The organism is Microcoleus sp. T3_D1 (assembly GCF_036700405.1).
Classification (GTDB): domain Bacteria; phylum Cyanobacteriota; class Cyanobacteriia; order Cyanobacteriales; family Microcoleaceae; genus Microcoleus.
Genome location: NZ_JAUBOV010000020.1, coordinates 13,150 through 33,318, shown reverse-complemented (window position 1 = coordinate 33,318; position 20,169 = coordinate 13,150). Strand labels below are relative to the sequence as shown.

Genomic DNA, 20,169 nt, shown 5'->3' with positions numbered 1-20,169 from the left:
CCGTTGACAGTTGACTGACTAATGACTACTGACTACTGACTAATGACTAATGACTAATGACTACTGACTAATTACTAATTACTAATTACTAATGATTAACCAATATTGGTTGCTCGATCGCAATATAACATTCCTCAATCACGGCTCTTTTGGGGCTTGTCCGATTCCCGTACTGGAAGCGCAAACCAGTTTTCGGGAACAACTCGAAAGAGAACCATTGCGCTTTTTACTGCGGGAATTTGAACCCTTGTTGGATAATGCGAGAAATCAGTTAGCCGCATTTATCGGTGCGAGTGAGGATGACTTGGCTTTTGTGCCGAATGCCACGACGGGAGTAAATGCAGTTTTGCGATCGCTCTGTTTTTCTCCGGGCGACGAATTGCTAACGACAAATCAGGAATACAACGCTTGCCGCAACACACTTAATTTTGTAGCCGAGCGTACAGGCGCTAAAGTAATAGTAGCAGAAGTCCCCTTTCCCATTGAGTCACCAGAACAAATTATTGAAGCAATAATTAAGTGCGTTTCACCGCAAACAAAGTTAGCTTTATTAGACCACGTTGTGAGTCAAACTGGTTTAATCTTTCCCATCAAACAGTTAGTGGGCGAGTTAGCTAACCGTGGCGTGGATGTATTGGTAGACGGAGCTCACGCGCCGGGAATGGTAGCACTGAATTTAGATGAAATTGGCGCGGCTTACTATACGGGAAATTGCCATAAATGGCTATGCGCGCCCAAAGGTGCGGGCTTTTTATACGTGCGGCGCGACAAGCAAGATGCCATTCGCCCAACTACGATCAGTCACGGTGCTAACTCGCCACGCGCTGATAAATCACGCTTTCAATTAGAATTTGACTGGATGGGGACAGTCGATCCTAGCCCCTATTTGTGCGTGCCTGTAGCTATTGATTTTATGGGTTCTTTATTGAGCGGCGGCTGGCCGGAATTGAGGGCAAAAAATCATGCTTTGGCGTTGGCGGGGAGAAAAATATTGGCGGACAAATTAGATTTGCCGCTGCCTTGTCCTGATGAAATGGTGGGTTCGATGGCTGTTGTGCCGCTGGCAGACTGCCAGTCTGATGTGGTTGCAAAGGGAGGAATTCCACCTTTGCAAGAGGCGCTGTGGGAGATTTTTAAAATTGAAGTTCCGGTGATTCCTTGGCCTGATGCTAGTAAGCAGTTGGTGAGGATTTCGGCTCAGTTATACAATACTTTGCCACAGTATCAATATTTAGCTAAGGCGCTGGTTGAGCTGACGAGAACTTGAGCGGGATTTTCCCGGAAACAAACATAACACCCAACTACAAACAGTTAAAGGTTTGTAGTTAGGGTGTCCGCCCTCATAGTTTGGGTAAATAAAAACTATTTATCATATCATGTCCGATCGATTACCCTGATTCCTGTAGGGGCGGGTTCACCAATAATATTTGCCAAAAACACACAATCTCACAAACCCGCCCCGGCAATTGTATTATGGGCGATCGAGCGGACATGATATCATTACTAAAAAGGTAATAAGGGGGATAAAACTAGGCACAATTAAAAGAAAAAATCCTGCACTGAATCACCTTTAAGCGTCTTTAATTTTGCTACCATTTACCGAAAATAAAAAATAAAAAAAAACCATCTAAAGCCCGATCGACCTACACTTAACCAATCCGCCCCAACCGAATAAAGTTTGTAAATAACCCGCTAAAATTCCTAATTTTAAACAGGGTTGTCAAATCGGATAGCGCACAACTTCCGCGCCACAGAATATAATGTATCAACAGTTGCATTTTTGCCGACAAAAAAAGGAAATGAAAAGAGGCGAATACCATGTCCAATGCCATGATGGTAATTTACCCCTATCGCGAACAGTACACCTGGGTTTTTGACGACGAGCGAGTCGGACTTGTCCGAGAACCATTTGTTCAGGGCGTCCCCGAAATGATTAACGCGCTTGTCGCAGACATTCCCAATGCCGATCGAGGTTTCCGACTTTTATTTTCAGCCAACCCATTTCCCGGATATCAAGCAGAAATGCTGTGGTTGAAAGCAGAGTACGGCGGTAACTGGTATCGGTGGGAATCGACAAATCTCGAAGGCTGGCTGTGTCCGGCTATGTTCAAATACTTTCCCGAAGCACCGCCCATGTTTTACTGCAAAGCTGAAAAACTGCAATAATCAACAGCAAGTCAATGAAAAACTTGTCAATTTTTAAAAGAGACTTTGTTACACCAGTCGATCAAATCTCTCGAAAAAAGCCTAAATTCTTCCTGTATATAGTGGGGCTATTTTTCCTAATTTTCACAGCCGCCATCTCCGCCACATTGGGGGCAATTACCGCCCTTTTAGCTCCCGTGGAACCGCCAATTATCAATAGAGTATTAGAGGCGACTGGCTTTGACTATCTATCCTCCAACCGCTCTGCATACCGCCTATCGCGACCAGTTAATATCTTGATATTGGGAATTGACCGCGTGCCGGAATCTGCCGCCAATGGCCCTAAGATATTTAACGGTCGCAGCGATACAATACTCTTATTTCACCTCGATCCTAGAGATAAATCTATTAGTTTGCTTTCAGTCCCGCGAGATACTAAAGTCGAAGTTCCCGGAATTAGCTTCAGCAAAATTAGCGAAGCCAATGCTAGAGGAGGAGCAGCTTTGGCGACGCGATTGGTTAGCAGTATGCTGAACAATACGAAAATTGAACGATACGTGCGAGTCAGCAGCAGTGCGTTTCGGGAATTAGTCGATTTGTTAGGCGGAGTTGAGGTATTTGTACCTCGCCCAATGTCCTATACAGATACCGCCCAAAAGTTAAAAATAAACTTAGGCCAGGGATGGCAAACTCTCAACGGAGAACAAGCAGAACAATTTGCTCGATTTCGCAACGATGGTTTAGGAGATATCGGCCGCATTCAGCGGCAGCAATCTTTAATTCAAGCTATTCGCGATCGCCTCGCAAGTCCATCAGTATTGGTGCGCTTGCCACAAATTGTTCGATTGATGCAAAAATATGTGGATACAAACCTAAATTATGAGGAAATATTGACGCTGGCCAATTTCGGTTTGCAATTGGAGCGAGAGAATTTTAAAATGGTAATGTTGCCTGGAAGTTCTAGTTCAGAACAAGCCGATTTGAGGAGTTATTGGATTGTAGATGCGATCGGGCGCGATCGCATTATGACACAATATTTGAACCAGAGCGTGCCGGATTTTGAACAAGCACGAATTCGCAATCCTAGCGACTCCCTGTTGCCCAAAAACCTCAAAATAGCTGTCCAAAACGCTTCTAGCAAACCGACAACCGCAAAAAAGGTTGCTGACTTTCTCAGGAAAAAGGGCTTTTTTAATGTATCTGTAGTGCAGGATTCGCCCCAGAAGCAGCGTCAAAGTCAAATTATTGTTCAGCAAGGAGATTTAGAGGCAGCGAATTTACTGCGAAAAGAGTTAGGCGGCGGTAAAATTGAAGCATCTTCTACCGGTGAAATCAATTCTGACTTGACGCTTCGCGTCGGCGAAGATTGGGTAAAGCGATTTTAATTAGTCATGAGTCATTAGTCATTAGTCATTAGTCAGCAGTCAACAGTTAACAGTTAACAGTCAACAGTTAACAGTTAACAGTCAACAGTCAACAGTCAACAGTCAACTATGCCCAATTCCCCATTCCCATCATCATGAAAAGTGTTTTCCGAATTTTCCTGAGCCTGATTTTAAGTTTAGTGTTGGCTTTGGGGTGGGTGCTGCTGAGTGCTACTCCGGCATTTGCCCTGCCGAAAACAAATATTAATTACACAAACATTAATTTGTCCGATCGCGATTTTTCCAACTCGGATTTAGCGGGCGGGACATTTGTCGCTGCTGAAATGCGGGGAACAAATTTTCAAGGTGCTGATTTAACTAATGCGATTTTGACTAAGGGAGTTTTGCTGAATGCGAATTTGTCAGGTGCCAACCTCTCCGGTGCTTTGGCAGATAGAGTTACATTCGACGGTGCTAATTTGACTAATGCTAATTTTTCCGAGGCAATTATGACTCGAACTCGGTTTTTTGATGCTGCAATTTCCGGCGCTGATTTTACTGACGCGATTATCGACGCTTATCAAGTTACTCTCCTGTGCGAGAAAGCAGATGGTGTCAATCCCGTGACGGGAGTTTCTACCCGCGAAAGTTTGGGATGTCGGTAGGAATTTACAATTTAAAAAAGTCCTGAGTAATTGTTTGATTAGATGCACCTGTAGGGAGGTAAAATACACAAATTAAAGCCCCTCTCCAGCAAGGGGAGGGGTTTGAAAACATTTCCCAGTATCGGCTCTATCGAGCGCTACAAATGCCTGTGCTGGCAGTACCAACTACCAAATCGGAATTCAACAGCAAATCTAAATCGGTGTCAGGATTAACAGCATACAAATCGACTTTATCTCTACCCAAAAACACCCCGACCAAAGTCCCGATTCCCGCGCCCCCCAGCACCTCTTCAGTCGCGATCGCCCGATCGCCCGTAACTCCTGCAATCGCCGCCGCTGCTGCTGCACCCAACGCCGTATTCTTAACCAGATTACCAACATTAACGCCCTTGGTAACAGTTTCTTTCCTAGTAATCAGTTGCGAAGTGGCATTGAGAGGCACTCTGCTCCCGTTGAGTATACTTAATTCTTGAGCCACAAACTGAACGCCCGAAGCAGTCGATCGCAATTCGCCGCTAATTTTCGAGCCTTCCGGTATCACCACTTGGCCATTATTACCCGTGATATCCGAAGCTACAGTCAGCGTAATTGGAGACTTGTCATTGGGGCCGAGCAAAATCTTGCCTTTTGCATACTCGATTGGGATAGTCACCCCCCTGGGAATTTGCACAGCAACAGATTCGCTAACATCAATCTTAGCAATGTAAGGAGAATTAATTGCTCTTGCTTGATTGGTACTCACTAATGTTTGATAGATAAAAGCAGCTACTTCAGCTCGCGTTGCTGACTTGTTCGGTTTGAGAGATTTAGGATTGGGATAGCTGACAACCAACTGTTTTTCAGTAGCAGCAGCAACGCTTTTGACAGCATAACTTTGAATCTCACCCGCATCATTATAATAGCTGAGAACATCTTGAAAATCGCACGTAGGCTCATAGCCCATTCCGTTATTTAAAGCGACTACAACTTGAACGCGAGGAATCTGCTGTGTCGGCCTGAAAACATTGCCGGGATAGCCAGACATCCATCCCATTTCGTAAGCTTCTGCGATCGCCCCGCTTGCCCAAAAATTAGACGGAACATCGGCAAACCTTACAGCAGCGCGGGTTTTTGCCTTTTTCACAGAACGCACCATTGCCGCGAATTCAGCCCGCGTTACCAGTGCATCCGGGCGGAAACTGCCATCGGGAAATCCTTTGATAATGCCTCTTTCTGACAAATCTTGGATAAAGTCTTTTGCCCAGTAGTTATTATTAACATCCGAAAAAGCTGTCTGAGCAAAAGATGGGGCGGGAGCTAGCATCGGCGCTGCGGTTCCGGCAACGGTACCCAAGGTTAATAAAACAGATGTACCGGATTTAATGCGATGTAATACAGACATTTTTTGATTCTCCAATTTACACAAGCTTTTTATTGAGGAAAAGTAAGCTTTTGATAGGCTGATTAATTACTGCCGAACTTGCTGTTTACCTCACTTATGTAATCATTATTGAATGCTTTTACTTTTAGTGTGGGGAAGATACGGTCTTTTAAAATAAATATTTTTATGATGATTGGGGAATTTTCCAAAGCTTAAATCCCTTAAAATCCTTATGTTGCTTATCTCCCTTATCTACCTGGTTTCTGCAATTAACAGGATTTACGGACAAAGCGGTTTGAGAAGAACTGCGAGTTCCCTTGACATTAGCTCGCCCACATGAGAATATTAGCTCTAGAGACACATCGCATCCACTAGAAAACAAAAATATGAGTGCAGACGAACATATCTTGCAATTACCTCATATAAGTTTAAAGAGCAGAACACTACTGCCGGAAGAATCTGGAATATATTACGTTGTAGATGAAAACTCCATAATTTGGTACATCGGAAAAGCAAAGAATCTTCGTACCCGGTGGACAGGTGATAGTCACCACAGACTATATCAACTACAAAAGCAACGAAAACAACAGTTTACTATCTACTACGAATTATTGCCGGAATCGCTACTTGATATTATCGAACAGCAGCGGATTGAGCAGTACAGCCCGCAGTTGAATGGAACTAAAGTCAAGGCTAAGAAATTAGCTCCCACAGAGACATTGTTACGGCAAACGTTATTTAGCCTTGCCCCTTATAGTTTCGTACTAGGTGTAGAATCCGCCCGAAAAGAAGATATTAAATTTATCGAAGATTCTATTAATTGGCAAGATCGTTGGAGAGTAAAAAAAGGTGTTTTGCCTCTGAAGGTGATACATATTTGCATAAATGTTAGTGAATTAGGAAAGGACTGGAAATCAGCAGTACGTTTTTTCAAAAATCTTTTTAGAAAGCGCAGTAATTATTCAAACAACTGGGAATTTCCTTGTAAAGGTCAAAGAATTTATGAATTATCTGTGACAAGGTTATTGGTTAATGGCTTCGCTATAGAAGTATATCAAATAGACAAAGAAGCATTAGAATACATTCAAGGCTACGATTTGACTCAAGTGGCAAATGTAGACATTCGGGCCGTTGATGAAGCTTCTTTAGCCCTTCTAAAAAATAAGTGCTGGCTGAGACTTGAAGGGATATTTTTAGCTAATGATGCTTACCAAGATGCTCCATACAATCAACTTCGTCGCAAGGCTATAGAACGAATACACCCTTACAAAGAAGATTTAGTTAAATTACTTTTTAAAGAAGATCTCGATTTAAATAAGCTGCAATTATTGCCAAGAGATACAATAACTCTCCGGGATACTAATACTGGTCTTCCTGTAAGGCTAGCTAACATTGCTAATAAGAAGCAATATCTCGTGGCATTGTTAACGGAACGTGGGATTGACTTAAATCGTTATCAGGTTAACAAGTATCTAGGCTCCATACCAAAGGACGATAATTACGTAGACAACCTCGGAGATAAAAGAATGACTATCTTGATCAAGCCATTCTTTTGTAATCTCAAAGAACCTATAGGAAACCAAATTAATAATTTTCAAAATGGGAATAGAACTATTCCTATGAACAACATAATATATGGCGCCAAAGGAACGACGAGTCAAAGCTCTCAGGATAAACATTACAAAGAGGTTTATTTAGTAGCCACAGTAGATAGAGTGTTTTGGTTACTGCTAGAAACCTACTTGTCGGATTTTGCTAAAGTAAAGCTGAACGAAGAAGAAGGATATGTAAGCAAAGCGTATGTATCGCCTAGAAGATTTATAGCACCTGCTATACTCACTGTCACCTTAAATGGGAAATGGAAAGCAGATATTCCATTTGGTTCTAAAGATAATATGTCATACGATGAAAGTGTAGACACGATCGCAAGTTTATTACAGGCAAGCGGAATCCCTAAGCTGAAGTTCTCATTCACAGTAGAGTCTATACGCACATAGCTGCTTGCAAAAAAAGAGTAATATCAATTACACAGTTTTTTAGACAAGCTGCATTAAAGGCGCAACAGCCTAGCTGACTACTGACTAATGACTAATGACTACTGAACTAATGACTAATAGAGGCTAGCGGCTCCCAACTTGTCACATCTTCAAATAAAGATTGATAGCCCGCTGCATTGGGATGCAGCCCATCTGCAATCAAGCGCGATCGCCACCAATCACTGCCCCGATTTATCCATTTATCAAAAATATCTAAATAGGGAATTCCCCGCAACTCACAAGCTAATTTCGTTGCCTCTTTATACCGATATTGGTCGGCATGACTGTAATACAAACAATCTTGAAAAGGCATTTTACTTTCATCCACCGGCACCATCCCGACAAATATCACCGGACAAAGTTGTTGGGACAGGTTTAACAAATGATCCAAAACTGTTTTAAAATGTTCAAAATCAGTGTAGCTGCGCCCGGTAGGCGACTGCACTCTCGCCGCATCGTTGAGGCCGACGGAAAGAATAATCGCATCCGGGACGCGGTTTCTGAGCTCGCCACGGTGGCGAAACTCGTTTTCGAGCCGCTGGGAGACTTGATAAGCCCGATCGCCCCGAACGCCCAAATTGTATAAAACGTGTCCTGCACTCTCCGGTAACATCCACTGGCGCCGCAATCTTTCCACCCAACCCCCGCCTACACCGTCGCCGAAACCGTAGATTAAGCTGTCACCGAAAGCAACCAATTTGAGGGGATGAGAATTTCCCCGATGCAAGTGACCAAAGGAATAGGCTGTTGCTACCTGCATAAGCAATGATACTCAGTTAATAAATTATGAATCTTGACATACTAGACTAGAATGTAACATTACATAAAGTAGGTAGTCTCATGGCTAATAAGCGTCAACCCTTCGATTCTACTCAGCTAACCCGTCGCGCGGAAGAGTTGATTAACGGTGCATCCAACCGCTATCGGATTACGGTGCAGGTGGCGAACCGCGCCAAACGCCGTCGCTATGAAGATTTTGACAATATGGACGACCATCAAATGAAACCTGTAATGCGGGCGATATTTGAGATGTCGGACGAACTGACTCAGCCGGAAATTATCGGAGACAAGTACTAGACTTCGGGAGTTTTGGGTTTTGAGTGGTGAATTGCCAGCAATTTTTGTCAACTCAAAACTCACAACTTTTTCAAACTAGACTTGGGCGCGCGGGACGAGAAACCCGGTTTATTCCTAGCTACCTCGTTAAGAAACCTCTGATTTTTCTAATAAACCGGGTTGATGAGCGTAAATCCTAAAATTATAAAGAATACCCTGAAAACCCTGTGGCTTTAGCCCAGGGATGAAAGGGCGTTGCAGGATTTATCCTGCCTACTATCAAGATTGCCAGATGCGGTAAAATAAATCAAAGGAGGTGAAATCAAATGTATGCAGTACAAAAAGATATTTGGCATTTAAAGGGACTCCACAAAACCATTGTTGAGCAACTACTCAGATGGTCGAACAATCTGTTTAATGTTGGCACTTACGAAAGTCGCCAACGATACTTTAAGGATAAAAGTGCTGTCAAATATCTTGACTTGTACAAAATCACTAAAACCAACGAGAATTACGGTTTACTTTATTCTCAGGTAGCTCAACAATCCCTTAAATCTGTTGCCGAATCTTTTAGCTCTTTTCGAGCCTTGGAAAGGTTAGCCAAAAAAGGAGAGATTAATCAAAAACCGAGGCTGCCTAAATATAGAGCAAAAGGCGCTATGTACCAAGTCTCCTATCCAGGGCAAGCCTTAAAAATAGTTGGCAATCGAGTGAGGCTACCTCTGGGAACCAAAGGGAAAGGACACTTTGGGACAGATGCTCTCTGGGTTCCATTGCCAGAAAGGTTAAAAGATTGCCAGCTCAAAGAACTTAGGCTGATCCCTAGAAACGGTCAGGTCTGGATTGAGTATGTCCACGAAAGTCTAACTGAACAGGCTCGCCTGTGCAGTCTCGAAGTAACAGGAGTTTTGGGCATCGATCATGGCATCAACAATTGGTTAACCTGTGTCTCTAGCAATGCCAACCCTTTCATTATTGATGGTCATAAGTTGAAGTCTTGGAATCAATGGTTTAACAAACGAAAAGCTTTTCTTCAATCTGAACACGCCCGACATAAATTACCTCAAGGCTTTTCGTCAAAAAGACTGCAACAGTTATCGGAAACTCGCGCCCGCAGAATGAGAGATGCGGTTAATAAAGCAGTCAGCACTATCGTAAATTATTGCAAAAATAACCAAATTAACGTCATAGTTTTTGGCTGGAATAAAGGACAAAAGCAAGAAGTTAATATGGGAGGTAAGACCAATCAGAGTTTTGTTCAAATTCCTACCGCTAAAGTCAAGGAAAGATTGCAGCAAGAATGCGACTTAATGGGATGGCGATTTGTAGATCAAGATGAATCTTACACATCAAAATCGAGTTTTTTAGACCGAGATTTTCTGCCAGTGAAAGTCGGTGAAAAACCCGACAATTGGCAGCCATCGGGTAAAAGAATCAAAAGAGGATTGTACCGTTCTAGCACTGGATTATTGCTCAAGGCAGATACTAACGGTGCAGGGAACATCATTCGGAAATCAAAAGTAGCCACAGACTTAATTATTAAGCGAGTGGGTAGTGGGCTGCTGACGAACCCTTTAAGAATTAAACTTTGGCGGGATTCATCCCCCAAAGTTTGTCCTTAAGAATCCCCGCGTCTTTAGACCGGGGAGTGTCAAGAAATTATTCTATTTTTGAAATTCTTGTCAAAACCGTGAATAGATTAAAGCAGGGCTTAAGTTTTCTGTTTGTTACTTTGAGTGTGGCGATTTTCACGCTTTTGAGTTGGGTATTGGAATCGGGGGAACTGAGTATGTCGGCTTTGGAACCTTCGCTGCTGCGGAGTTCTGAGTCGGCGTCTGTGCAGCGGGTTGCTCAACAATCTGCCCCACCGCAAGTGAGGGTGCAAGATGCGTGGAAATTGGTGTACGAAAAATTGCCGGATTTCCCGATCGAAAATAACTACATTTCCAAGGAAACTGGAAAAGTCGATCCTACCAATACTTTAGTCGGGCGGTTGATTCGATATCACGTATTTGTCAAAGGACGGCCGCCCAATTACCGCTTTGATTGGAAGTTGAGTTTAGCTGACTATTTGGGGGCGACTCCCGATTATTTGGTGGAAAGCGTTTATCCGGGAAAAGACGTTTTGCGCTCAAATCCAATGGAACAGGATCGCGCTGCTATTCAAAGTTTAAATAGAGCACAGCGGGATGCTTTGGTTCAAGCTTTGGTTGATGTTTTTACGGAGAATTCCGGGGGTGGGCGCACACCGGCGGCGGGGGAAAAACCACAAGGGCGATCGAATTCGCCGGAGATACCGCAGCCGCAGCCAGGAGATGCGAAGTTGCTGGCACCGTAATACTCAGGAATGCAGAAACCGGGTTTTTTACGGAAATATTGCTTTTGAGCCTTTAACACAGGTAAAAAACCCGTTTGATTTCGTATTTATGGGTAAGTCCTACTAATCTAAAATCCAAAATCTAAAATCTAAAATCCCTCAATGGTGGAACGTGTAATTAAAACGGGTGTTGGGTGGCGTTTGGGATGGAACCCGGAGGCCCAGGAGTTTCAGGGTTTGGTGGCTGGCGACGGTTGGGCGATCGAACTCACGGAGGCTGAGTTGAACGATTTTTGCCGATTGTTGGGGCAATTAGCAGGCACAATGAGTCAAATGGCCTCTGAGTTAATGGACGAGGAAAAAATCGCCATTGAAGCCGAAAGCGACTTGCTGTGGGTGCAGGTGGAAGGCTATCCCGAAGCTTACAGCGTGCAGTTGATCCTGAATGCTGGCAGGAGGTGCGAGGGTTGTTGGCCGGCGGCTGCGGTTCCGAGTTTGGTGCAGGCTGCAAAAGTTTTAAAAGTTTTTTGACTTTTTTGGGAATTCTATGCTAAGCTGTTAAAGCTGTCGGGGCGTAGCGCAGCTTGGTAGCGCACTACTTTGGGGTAGTAGGGGTCGTGGGTTCAAATCCCGCCGCTCCGATAGATGGAATCCTTATACACTAAGGATTCCATTATTTTTGGGAGATTTCGCAGCATATTGTCATTCCCAATAAGGGGTGACAATATCTGACATACTCAGACATAAAGTGCGATAAATCTGCGATATGCCAAAAGGCTCAGTAAATATAGAAGTTTTCAAGCCACTTTGCCGTCACAAGTAATTTTTGAACATTAATCTTGAGGCGCTCGAAATGGTTACTCACAATATTTTAGTTGACATCTCTGAATAATTATGATGCCGACTTCCTACAGCTACGTATAGATTTGTGGATTAGCTGTAACAAAATATAGCAGTCCAAGCTGCATATAAAGCCAATTGAAGGTTTGTTAGGATTAAAACTTGTTGGTATAAGTCCCGCTAGCATGAAAAAGCGATCGCCACCCTCCAAATACAGCGATCGCATAATATCAAGAGAATCCTTACCCCTAAGCCTCTTCTTTTAACCCATCTTCTAACAACATCCGCACTCTGATCCACTTTCTTGCGCCTTGTCTTTGCTGTCAACATCGACAGTTTACGGTGCAGAGTTTCGGACATATCCACGGTAAACCTGACCGTCGCTTCTTTATCTGGTGCTTGGAGTTTGCTCATCAGGCTAGGCTCCTCTGATTGAATGGGAACTGTTTCGGGTGCCGATGCTTCCGGCTGAGGTGGTGTTGCCGTGGGCAATGCAGCTTCCACTGGTGGTGGTGTGGGTGATATTTTCGCTCTTAGTGATGCTGTGGGTGTTGTTGCGAGCGATACAACGAATGGTGCTTGCACACCGGTTTTTATGTGTGTTAGCTTATTACGTAGAAGGGCATATGTGTCAACGATTACCGTCCGTCGTTGTTCGAGGATGAGGAGCGGTTGAATGCTTCTAATTCGGGGTCGGTGGTTGTTCCGGTTAAGGCATCCACTCCCGCAAAACGGAAAGCTTCAACAAAATGTACTTCTGAGAGTTTTCCAGTTTAAAGTTTTCGGACGTTAACTGACTCGGCGGGAAGTCCCCCGCTATAGATGTACTCATCTTAGCGGCGGGATGAAAGCCAAGGATATTTTTTGCCGGGAAGAGTTTGTGGTCGGGACGCCCCAAAGAGAGAACAAGCAGGACAGGCAAGAAATATCCAATCTCTTAGATATCAACACGGAATTACAACAAATAGAATTTGTGCTAAAATAACAGCATGAAAAACGTTGTCAAGGTCAGAATTTATCCAACCGTCGAACAGAAGCAAGTGCTATTACAAGCATTTGGTTGTGCAAGATGGTACTGGAATAATTCGCTGAACGCAACGAACGAACTCTACAAAGAGACGGGTAAAGGCTTATCTCAGATTGGGATGAACAGCCGTTTACCAGCACTCAAGAAAGAATATGAATGGCTGGGTGAAACCTACAGTCAAGTGCTGCAAAGTGTTTCCCTGAACCTGTCAAGAGCGTTTATCAACTTCTTTGAGGGACGAGCATCATTTCCGAAATTCAAATCTAAGCACGATAAACAATCGATTCAGTACCCGCAAAAAGTCCAGATTGTGGATGATGGTCATCTGAACTTTCCCGGTAAACTAGGCGTTGTTTCTGCCAAGATTCACCGCAAGTTTGAAGGGAAAATTAAAACCGTCACGGTCAGCATGAATCACGCGGGAAAGTATTATGCTTCCCTGCTGTTCGATGATGGACTGCCTGATGTTGAAATTAGTTCACAGGGAAAAGCGGTTGGTATCGATGTCGGACTTACCCATTTTGCAATCACGTCTGACGGCTCTAAGTTTGACAACCCTAAGCCCTTGAAAAAACGAGCTAAGAACCTCAAGCGCAAGCAACAGAAGCTATCTCGCAAGCAGAAGGGGTCTAATCGTCGAAAGAAAGCCCGTCGCATCGTAGCGCGGGTGCATGAAAGAATTGCAAATTCTCGTAAAGACTTCCAGCACAAACTTTCTCGCAAACTGGTGAACGAAAACCAAGTCATCGTTGTTGAGAATCTGGCAGTCAAGAATATGGTGAAGAATCACTGTTTAGCCAAAGCAATCAGTGATTGCGGTTGGTCAGAGTTCACCAGACAACTGAAATACAAGGCGGAAAGAGACGGCAAAACCTACCTAGAAATTGGGCGTTTTTTTTCATCGAGTAAGACTTGTCACGTTTGCCTTAATCAAGTGGGTAGCCTGTCTCTCGAAGTGCGTAGCTGGACTTGTTCCAGTTGCAATACAAAGCATGACAGAGATGTGAATGCGGCTATCAACATTCGAGATGAAGGCTTGCGAGTATTAGCGTTAGGAACTAGCGCTACTGCCAATGGACGGGATGTAAGACCAAAGGCTGGAAGGAATCTTCCGTGTTATCGGCTGTTCCGGTTGAAGTTGGAAGCCCACACCATACTGCGTAGCGGTTGGTGTAGGTAGTTCACTAACAAATTTATCGACAATCGCTAAAAATCGAGTCTAGCCTAAATTGCGTCGGGTTTCAGTTAGTTTCGACCAACTGACGATGCCGGCTCCTTTGCAACCTAGAGAACTTTGGATTTACTGAAGGTTTTTCCTAATATTGTAGTCATCTATTGGGCGATGGCTAATGCCGTATTGCCCGACTGATGGGGTTTTTGCTTGGATGCGATCGACCACTTGGGGAAAGTTCCGCACTAAAAGTTGAGACTATTTCAACTTTGTGACTGCTTTCGGGAAAGCAACGCTTACGCATCACACCAGGAAGCATACGCGAGCTCGCTTTCTATTTAGCTACCCTTAAACAACGAAACTCTACCTTACATCTTGCACCAGTCGAATAATCTCACATTCCATCTGCCCTGCTTGACAACAGGGGTGAAAACCCAAAGTTAATTTCTGGCTTCTCTGACTGAGGTGAAACTTCCTAATTGGTGCATTGTCTTACTTAGAGGCATCCAGCACATCCATGAATTTTCAATTCAAAGCACGTTTGAAGAGCCAGAAGAACTCACCAAAATTGGTGATGCCGTTAATTAACCAACATTGGTTGGTGCGGATCGTCCTGCGCTCTATTTCCTACTTCCGCCAAGACTTATGGCTCATCGTCACGCTCTTGCTTTTAATTGGAGCATCGGTGCTTTTCAACCTTCTCAACGCCTGGCCGATCGCGATTCTAGTCGATACGGTTTTGTCACCAACTCCGAAATCCAACTGGATTCATACGCTGTTTCTTGCCCCGTTCGGTGAAGGCACGCTGAACCGAATTTTCGGAATGGCGTTCGTAGCGATGATTATCAGAATCCTGAGTGATACCGTCTTCATGCTCCGTAGGATGTTGAACTACCGCATCCAGTACAACGGAACCTTGCGCGTTCGTACCGAACTCTACGACAAACTACAAGCGCTGAGTCTCGGTTGGCACGGCTCCAGATCCCAGGGTGACGCAATCTATCGGTTGAGCTACGACAGTCTCGGCCCTTGGGGGGTAATCGATACGCTCATTGGTTCCACTGCCGCATCGGTGACGCTGACGGCGATGATCTGGATCATGCTGTCGCGCCACGTCCTTCTTACCGTGTTTGCACTTTCGTTCACTCCGCTTCTAATACTGGCGAATTGGTACTTCGAGGGAAGAATTAGGAGTCGAGCATTGGAGTCGAAGCAGACCGATGCGGTGATGACCTCAACCATGCAGCAAGCTATAGAGTCGATCGGGCTAATCCAGTCCTTCGGTCGAGAAGCAACGGAGTCGCGGCGCTTCGGGCAGGCGGTCGAACGCAGCGTCAAGGCCTCCCTGCGGCTCAATTGGCAAGAAAACCTCTATCCGCTAGCGGTTCAGGTAGTCTTTGCCCTGGGAAGCGGGGTAATCTTAGGCTACGGCGGATACCTAGTTTATCGCGACCAGTTCTTACGTCCGGTGTCCGGCGGCGTGACCATCGGCGATCTGCTCGTATTCATGGCGTACCTGGGGCAGTTCTGGGACCCGATAGGTTGGGTGTTGGGGTTTACTACTAAGATCCAGACATTTGTAGCTTCATGCGATCGCGTCTTTACGGTCATTGACGAGCTGCCCGCCATACAAGACGCGCCTGACGCGCAATCGCTTCCCGTCTATCCCCGCACGCTAGCATTTGCCGATGTGAGCTTTGAGTACAACTCCGGGCAACCCGTTTTACGGAACATCAGCGCTAGTATCGAGCCCGGTCAGATGGTGGCGTTTTTGGGCCCTAGCGGGACGGGAAAGAGCACGCTGCTCAATCTTTTGCCGCGCTTCTACGACCCAACATCGGGCAGCGTCCTCCTCGACGGCTTTGACCTCCGCACCCTTAAGATTGCCGATGTCCGCAAACACATGGCGCTCGTCTCGCAAGGCAGCCCGCTTTTCCCCGGAACGATCGCCGAAAATATCGCCTACGGTCGCCCGGATGCGAGGCTCTCCGATATCCGGGAGGCGGCGGTTGAATCTGGGGCAGCCGAGTTCATCGAAACCTTGCCGGAGCAGTATGATACCTCGATCGCTGAGGGCGGTCAAAACCTATCGGGGGGACAGCGACAGCGGCTAGCTATCGCGCGGGCGATCGTCACTAAGGCTCCCATACTCATCCTCGATGAACCCACGAATGCGCTGGACTTGAAGCACGAGCAGTGGGTAATAGAGACTCTGCAACGTCTGCGCCGCAAGAGAACCATCATCTTGGTCACGCACCGACTCACAACTGCGGTAGACTGCGATCGGATTTTTGTGATGCAGTCGGGCGAGATTGTTGAATCTGGTACTCACGCCGAACTCCTTACCCAGCAGGGGTTCTATTACCGAATGTTTGGCTACGACCCAGTACAATCAATAGGGTTTAGCGATCAACCCTGCATACAGTAAGAGTTTGAAGCAGAATATGCTGAAAACTTCCCCGATCGAAATGGGAGCCCCTGCAAAATCTTTAAGGTGAGTAAAGAAAAAAAGAAGCAAGCCGCATCTGATGAGAGGATTAGAAATGCAATTGAGGGCAAATTTGGGGCTTGCGTAAACGAAGATTCGATCGGAATTTGGTCAGGGCAAAACTTGAAAATACCTCGCTCTCCAGCCATTGCGATTACTTTTTTAGTAATGAAACTTTCTACCGGGTGGCGCCGGGTTTTTTGTTTGTTTTTATGCCGTTCGGGGAAAACAATGCCTGTTTTTTGGTAGAACATAATCTACAGTTATGTTTTACTAAAATTGAAGCAGGAAAAACTCATATTTGGGAGCATCTCACTTTTGCAGCCCAGCTAGAAATTGGAGTTAGGACTCAGGAGTCAGGAGCCAGGAGAAAAGAGTCAGAAGGAAGAAGGAAGGAGCCAGAAGAAGTGTTTTTACAAAGATGAGATGCTCCCTCATATTTAAGGTTGGTTGAATATATCGATCGCTATTGTTATTGAGTTGCGATCGCTTATTCAGCAAGCCCCCATTAGAGGCATCGGCCCCGAAACAAGAATCAATCTCTGCTTCCGAACAGTCTATAGCTGTATCCTCAAATTCCAAGGCTTTGCGATCGCTTCGCGACCCTCACAATGAAATTAATCATAAAAAAAATGGCGTTTGTACTTGACAAACGCCATTTTATAGAATTACAAACGTGGCGTCTTATCTTGTTTAAACGACGCTAACAATTCGCGAATTTGGTCGGCCGCAATCTCGCGCCCGCCCAAACCAAAAGCTAGAGCAATACCAACTGCGATCGCCCCAAGCAGCAGCCCGAAAGCCAAATTCACAATATCGCTGCCAATGCCCATCTGTTGCAGCGCCAAGGCCGAAACAAAGGCAATAATCGCGATCCGAGCCGTTTGGCCCAAAAGCCGCGCTTGACGAGTTCCAGAACTGGCAATCAAACTAAACGCCAGATTCGCCAAATACAAGCCGATCGCAAATACCACCAAACCGGCCAGCACCCGACCTGCAACCAGGACCATACCGCTAACAATCGCCGTCAGCGCTGGAATTTGCAGCACGTCGGTAGCCGCCACCACTGCAAACAGCAGGATGCCCACCTGCACCACAATGCCGACCAACTCAGAAGGCGTGCGGGCCGGAAGTTCCGGTTCCTGAAGAATCGTTGCCTCCGGATCGATCGAACTTGGCGGTAGCCTCAGCGACTGTTTCGGTGGCTGCACCCCCAACCAAGAAAAGACATTGTTAAAGCCAATTCCCGTCAGGATATTAGTAACCAAATCGCCTACCCAGCGCCCCAAAAGGTAAGCAAGCGCCAGAATCAGGGCTGCCGTGAAGATTTTGGGAACCGCGCCCAAAATGTCGTTGAGCATCGCGACGGCAGGCTGCGAAATCGCTTGAATTTCCAAAGCGTTGAGAGCTGCGATCGCCGTTGGAATCAAAATCAAAACATAGACGATCGTCCCGGCAATCCACGACAGCGATTGTCCGCCAGAAGTCCGCGAAATTCCAAACCGAGCGCCCAAACCGTCCGCCCCAGCAGCAGCCAACAGATTCGTGACAATCCGCCGCACCACCATAGCCAGTAGCCAGCCCACAAACCCAATCAGCACAGCTTCCAGAATTTTCGGAATTGCCGCGAGAATTTGGTTGAGTAAATTATTAACCGGCAGCAGAGCCTGCTGCATTTCCAGTGAGTCGAGAATCAGCGGCAAAAACAGCAGAAAAATGAACCAGTACAGCGCATTCGCCACAGTATCGCTCAGCAGCAAAGGGCGCTCAGTGGGCGCTGCGCCCACCTCCTGATTCAAGCGCTCGTCTACGCTAAAAGTCCGCATCACGCGCGATACGGCCATTTTGGCGACTGTCGCCAACACCCAAGCAATCCCCAACCAAATTAGCGCGCCGGCTAACTTCGGCAAGAAACCGGTAATTTGATTGAGAAAAGTATTGAGCGGTTGCGAGACAGCCGTTAGATTCAGGCGATCGAAAAAGGCAATTAGGAAAAAGATAAAAATGATCCAGAACACCGCTGTGGAAATCCATTTTTCCACTTGCGGGGCTTCAGCTCCTTCCGGGCGGCCGGTAATCCAAGCCGCCAGCCGATTGTCGATCGTTGTCTTCTTGAGCAATCCCCCGACTATAGATGAGACGACGGCTGATACTATCAAGCCAACTAGCAGGATACCGACGGCCCAGAGGAGATTTTCAATGTTTGAGCCCTGAAAGAGATTGTTAATTCCGCGTTCGGCCTGTGCCAGCGGATTTGCGGGCTGGGCCTGTGCCAAAAGGCGATCGGACAAACCCGCTATTGGGCCCGATATGGGTCTAGTTATTTCTTGCCAAGTTTCATTCATTTTTTTCTCAGGTTAACGTCACATTTGACAAGGAGAAGACGAAACTTTAATAATAGTTCCAAAAAATCTAGACATCGCCTAAATTTAATGTTTGTACACTTTTAATGTACTGGGTTAACTACAAAACCCTCTAGCGAATTTGGGATCAACCCATCTCCGACTGCTTTTGGGCCAATATTCAAAGAACCGTTGACATCGGCATTTATGAAGCGTCCAGTTTGGGTTCTGAACAATCCTCGTTTTACCCTACTTCCAATGTAGTCGGAATGTTGTTGAATTGGTTCCAAATCCCAAGCTGAACATTTGGATGTGTAACTCTCCTCTACTAACCCAACTTTAATTCCCGCCATTTGTCCTTTGTAGTCCAACATTTGCACGAATCGGCGATGGGGAATACAGGCAAAATTTTGATTATTAACCTTACCAGTATTAATCCCATCTTGAAAATCATGGTTCCAGCCTATCGCTAGCAAGCCAATTTGATGATTAACGAGTGCTTTAATAATTGCGGAACTCGTCGTGTGGAGGTAGTAATCCACTTTACAGTTAGGCTTGTGCCACAATGGGGCAAGTTTTTTACTGTTTTTTTGCGCTGCGGGCAGCAATGATTTCAAGGCCGATGAAACTTGATTGCAGTATTGGTTGGTTGACTTAACAGCCCGTCCATCGAAGATTGTCGGTACTAACCCAGGAACATTGTAGGTTAATGTTGCCAGATTGTTTAATCCTAAATCTATGGCAGCTACTCTCTGATTAACTTGTAAAGGCTGTTCTAACTTTTCATAGAGCACCTCGACAACATAACAACCTACTTTGGGAACAATCCGGATTTCCAGAATCGAGGTGACTTTTGATGGCAACCAAATATTAGTCCCCGATGGACGAGCATATCCTTTTTTTAAGGCTTTTTTGCTGACAGCTTGACAATTAAATACAACTACATAGGGCCCGTCCCCTCTTTTTCGCTCTTTTGAACCTTTGTAATGAGGGATTTTCGGGGCGGTTTTAAATTTAGTTGGGTCTTCCTGATAGTTTCGCACCGCCAGATAGTAGCTAGTCCATGCTTTGATCGCTAAGCCGATCGTGCTTTGTGCTACCTTTGCGGGCAGTGCTTTGTAATCAGGACTTGTTTTGAGGGTGCGATCGACAGCCAGAGCGTTTGTTTGTTGGCTGGCGAAAAAGTTTTGACGGTAGATGTAGTTAGCGCTCTTGTAAAGATTTTTGCACAGCCAAGACAGTCGATCGGCTTCTCGATAAAACCTATGATTTGGTTTAATGATGTGCCTTTCGACTAACTCCATAATCGGTATATATACTTTAATTCAAGATGATACACTGTCTTTATGAGTGTGTCA

General features: G+C 45.4%; 17 protein-coding genes, 1 tRNA gene and 1 pseudogene. 14 read left to right on the top strand and 5 right to left on the bottom strand.

Annotation, left to right across the window (positions count from 1 at the left end; translation table 11 throughout):
- Positions 1-91: 91 nt before the first annotated feature.
- The 4 genes from QT992_RS11560 to QT992_RS11545 all read left to right on the top strand — a co-directional run bounded on the left by QT992_RS11560 (position 92) and on the right by QT992_RS11545 (position 4,174).
- The gene (locus QT992_RS11560) at positions 92-1,267 is read left to right on the top strand and encodes an aminotransferase class V-fold PLP-dependent enzyme (protein ID WP_333340129.1); all 1,176 of its coding nucleotides are present in this window, start codon (positions 92-94) and stop codon (positions 1,265-1,267) included.
- A 551-nt stretch (positions 1,268-1,818) separates the two neighbouring features.
- Positions 1,819-2,166, top strand: a complete 348-nt coding sequence (locus QT992_RS11555; protein ID WP_333322563.1) for a DUF6717 family protein — start codon at positions 1,819-1,821, stop codon at positions 2,164-2,166.
- Positions 2,167-2,180: 14 nt separating this feature from the next.
- Complete coding sequence (locus tag QT992_RS11550; RefSeq protein WP_333322561.1) at positions 2,181-3,530, top strand: LCP family protein; 1,350 nt, start codon at positions 2,181-2,183, stop codon at positions 3,528-3,530.
- 134 nt (positions 3,531-3,664) lie between these two features.
- Positions 3,665-4,174 carry a pentapeptide repeat-containing protein gene (locus QT992_RS11545; RefSeq protein ID WP_333320578.1) on the top strand — a complete coding sequence of 170 codons (510 nt, stop codon included), beginning with the start codon at positions 3,665-3,667 and terminating at the stop codon, positions 4,172-4,174.
- Between the two features lie 127 nt (positions 4,175-4,301).
- On the opposite strand, the gene QT992_RS11540 is transcribed toward QT992_RS11545, so the two are convergent.
- Positions 4,302-5,555, bottom strand: a complete 1,254-nt coding sequence (locus QT992_RS11540; protein ID WP_333340125.1) for an S-layer homology domain-containing protein — start codon at positions 5,553-5,555, stop codon at positions 4,302-4,304.
- A gap of 365 nt (positions 5,556-5,920) precedes the next feature.
- On the opposite strand from QT992_RS11540, the gene QT992_RS11535 reads away from it, so the two are divergent.
- The gene (locus QT992_RS11535; protein ID WP_333340123.1) at positions 5,921-7,531 is read left to right on the top strand and encodes a hypothetical protein; all 1,611 of its coding nucleotides are present in this window, start codon (positions 5,921-5,923) and stop codon (positions 7,529-7,531) included.
- Positions 7,532-7,637: 106 nt separating this feature from the next.
- Here the strand turns inward: QT992_RS11535 and QT992_RS11530 are convergent, their stop codons facing one another.
- Complete coding sequence (locus tag QT992_RS11530; RefSeq protein WP_333320572.1) at positions 7,638-8,330, bottom strand: GDSL-type esterase/lipase family protein; 693 nt, start codon at positions 8,328-8,330, stop codon at positions 7,638-7,640.
- An 80-nt stretch (positions 8,331-8,410) separates the two neighbouring features.
- Between QT992_RS11530 and QT992_RS11525 the strand changes: the two genes are divergently transcribed.
- From QT992_RS11525 to QT992_RS11505, 5 genes are all read left to right on the top strand, one after another.
- Positions 8,411-8,647: a DNA-directed RNA polymerase subunit omega gene (locus QT992_RS11525; RefSeq protein ID WP_333320570.1), complete on the top strand. Its 237-nt coding sequence runs from the start codon at positions 8,411-8,413 to the stop codon at positions 8,645-8,647.
- Between the two features lie 305 nt (positions 8,648-8,952).
- Complete coding sequence (locus QT992_RS11520; RefSeq protein ID WP_333340119.1) at positions 8,953-10,248, top strand: transposase; 1,296 nt, start codon at positions 8,953-8,955, stop codon at positions 10,246-10,248.
- A gap of 68 nt (positions 10,249-10,316) precedes the next feature.
- Positions 10,317-10,964, top strand: a complete 648-nt coding sequence (locus tag QT992_RS11515; protein ID WP_333340116.1) for a hypothetical protein — start codon at positions 10,317-10,319, stop codon at positions 10,962-10,964.
- A gap of 141 nt (positions 10,965-11,105) precedes the next feature.
- Positions 11,106-11,474, top strand: a complete 369-nt coding sequence (locus tag QT992_RS11510; RefSeq protein ID WP_333320564.1) for a DUF1818 family protein — start codon at positions 11,106-11,108, stop codon at positions 11,472-11,474.
- A gap of 37 nt (positions 11,475-11,511) precedes the next feature.
- Positions 11,512-11,585: transfer RNA gene (locus tag QT992_RS11505), tRNA-Pro, on the top strand.
- 378 nt (positions 11,586-11,963) lie between these two features.
- Here the strand turns inward: QT992_RS11505 and QT992_RS11500 are convergent.
- Positions 11,964-12,368: a hypothetical protein gene (locus QT992_RS11500; protein WP_333282538.1), complete on the bottom strand. Its 405-nt coding sequence runs from the start codon at positions 12,366-12,368 to the stop codon at positions 11,964-11,966.
- Between the two features lie 404 nt (positions 12,369-12,772).
- Here QT992_RS11500 and QT992_RS11495 point away from each other — a divergent pair, with 404 nt between their 5' ends.
- From QT992_RS11495 to QT992_RS33585, 4 genes and pseudogenes are all read left to right on the top strand, one after another.
- Positions 12,773-13,990: an RNA-guided endonuclease TnpB family protein gene (locus QT992_RS11495; RefSeq protein WP_333320563.1), complete on the top strand. Its 1,218-nt coding sequence runs from the start codon at positions 12,773-12,775 to the stop codon at positions 13,988-13,990.
- Between the two features lie 508 nt (positions 13,991-14,498).
- The gene (locus QT992_RS11490) at positions 14,499-16,409 is read left to right on the top strand and encodes an ABC transporter ATP-binding protein (protein WP_333377006.1); all 1,911 of its coding nucleotides are present in this window, start codon (positions 14,499-14,501) and stop codon (positions 16,407-16,409) included.
- Positions 16,410-16,451: 42 nt separating this feature from the next.
- Positions 16,452-16,718: pseudogene (locus QT992_RS11485) on the top strand (transposase); the annotation flags it as partial.
- Positions 16,712-16,894 (top strand): hypothetical protein, encoded by a 183-nt coding sequence (locus QT992_RS33585; protein ID WP_445305794.1) that lies wholly within the window; start codon positions 16,712-16,714, stop codon positions 16,892-16,894. The pseudogene QT992_RS11485 and the gene QT992_RS33585, both read left to right, overlap by 7 nt.
- A gap of 243 nt (positions 16,895-17,137) precedes the next feature.
- On the opposite strand, the gene QT992_RS11480 is transcribed toward QT992_RS33585, so the two are convergent.
- Entirely contained in the window at positions 17,138-18,814 is a 1,677-nt protein-coding gene (locus tag QT992_RS11480; RefSeq protein WP_333340110.1) for a mechanosensitive ion channel, read from the bottom strand.
- Positions 18,815-18,915: 101 nt separating this feature from the next.
- On the bottom strand, positions 18,916-20,115 hold the full coding sequence (locus tag QT992_RS11475; RefSeq protein WP_333340108.1) for a transposase: 1,200 nt from the start codon (positions 20,113-20,115) through the stop codon (positions 18,916-18,918).
- Positions 20,116-20,169: the final 54 nt, after the last annotated feature.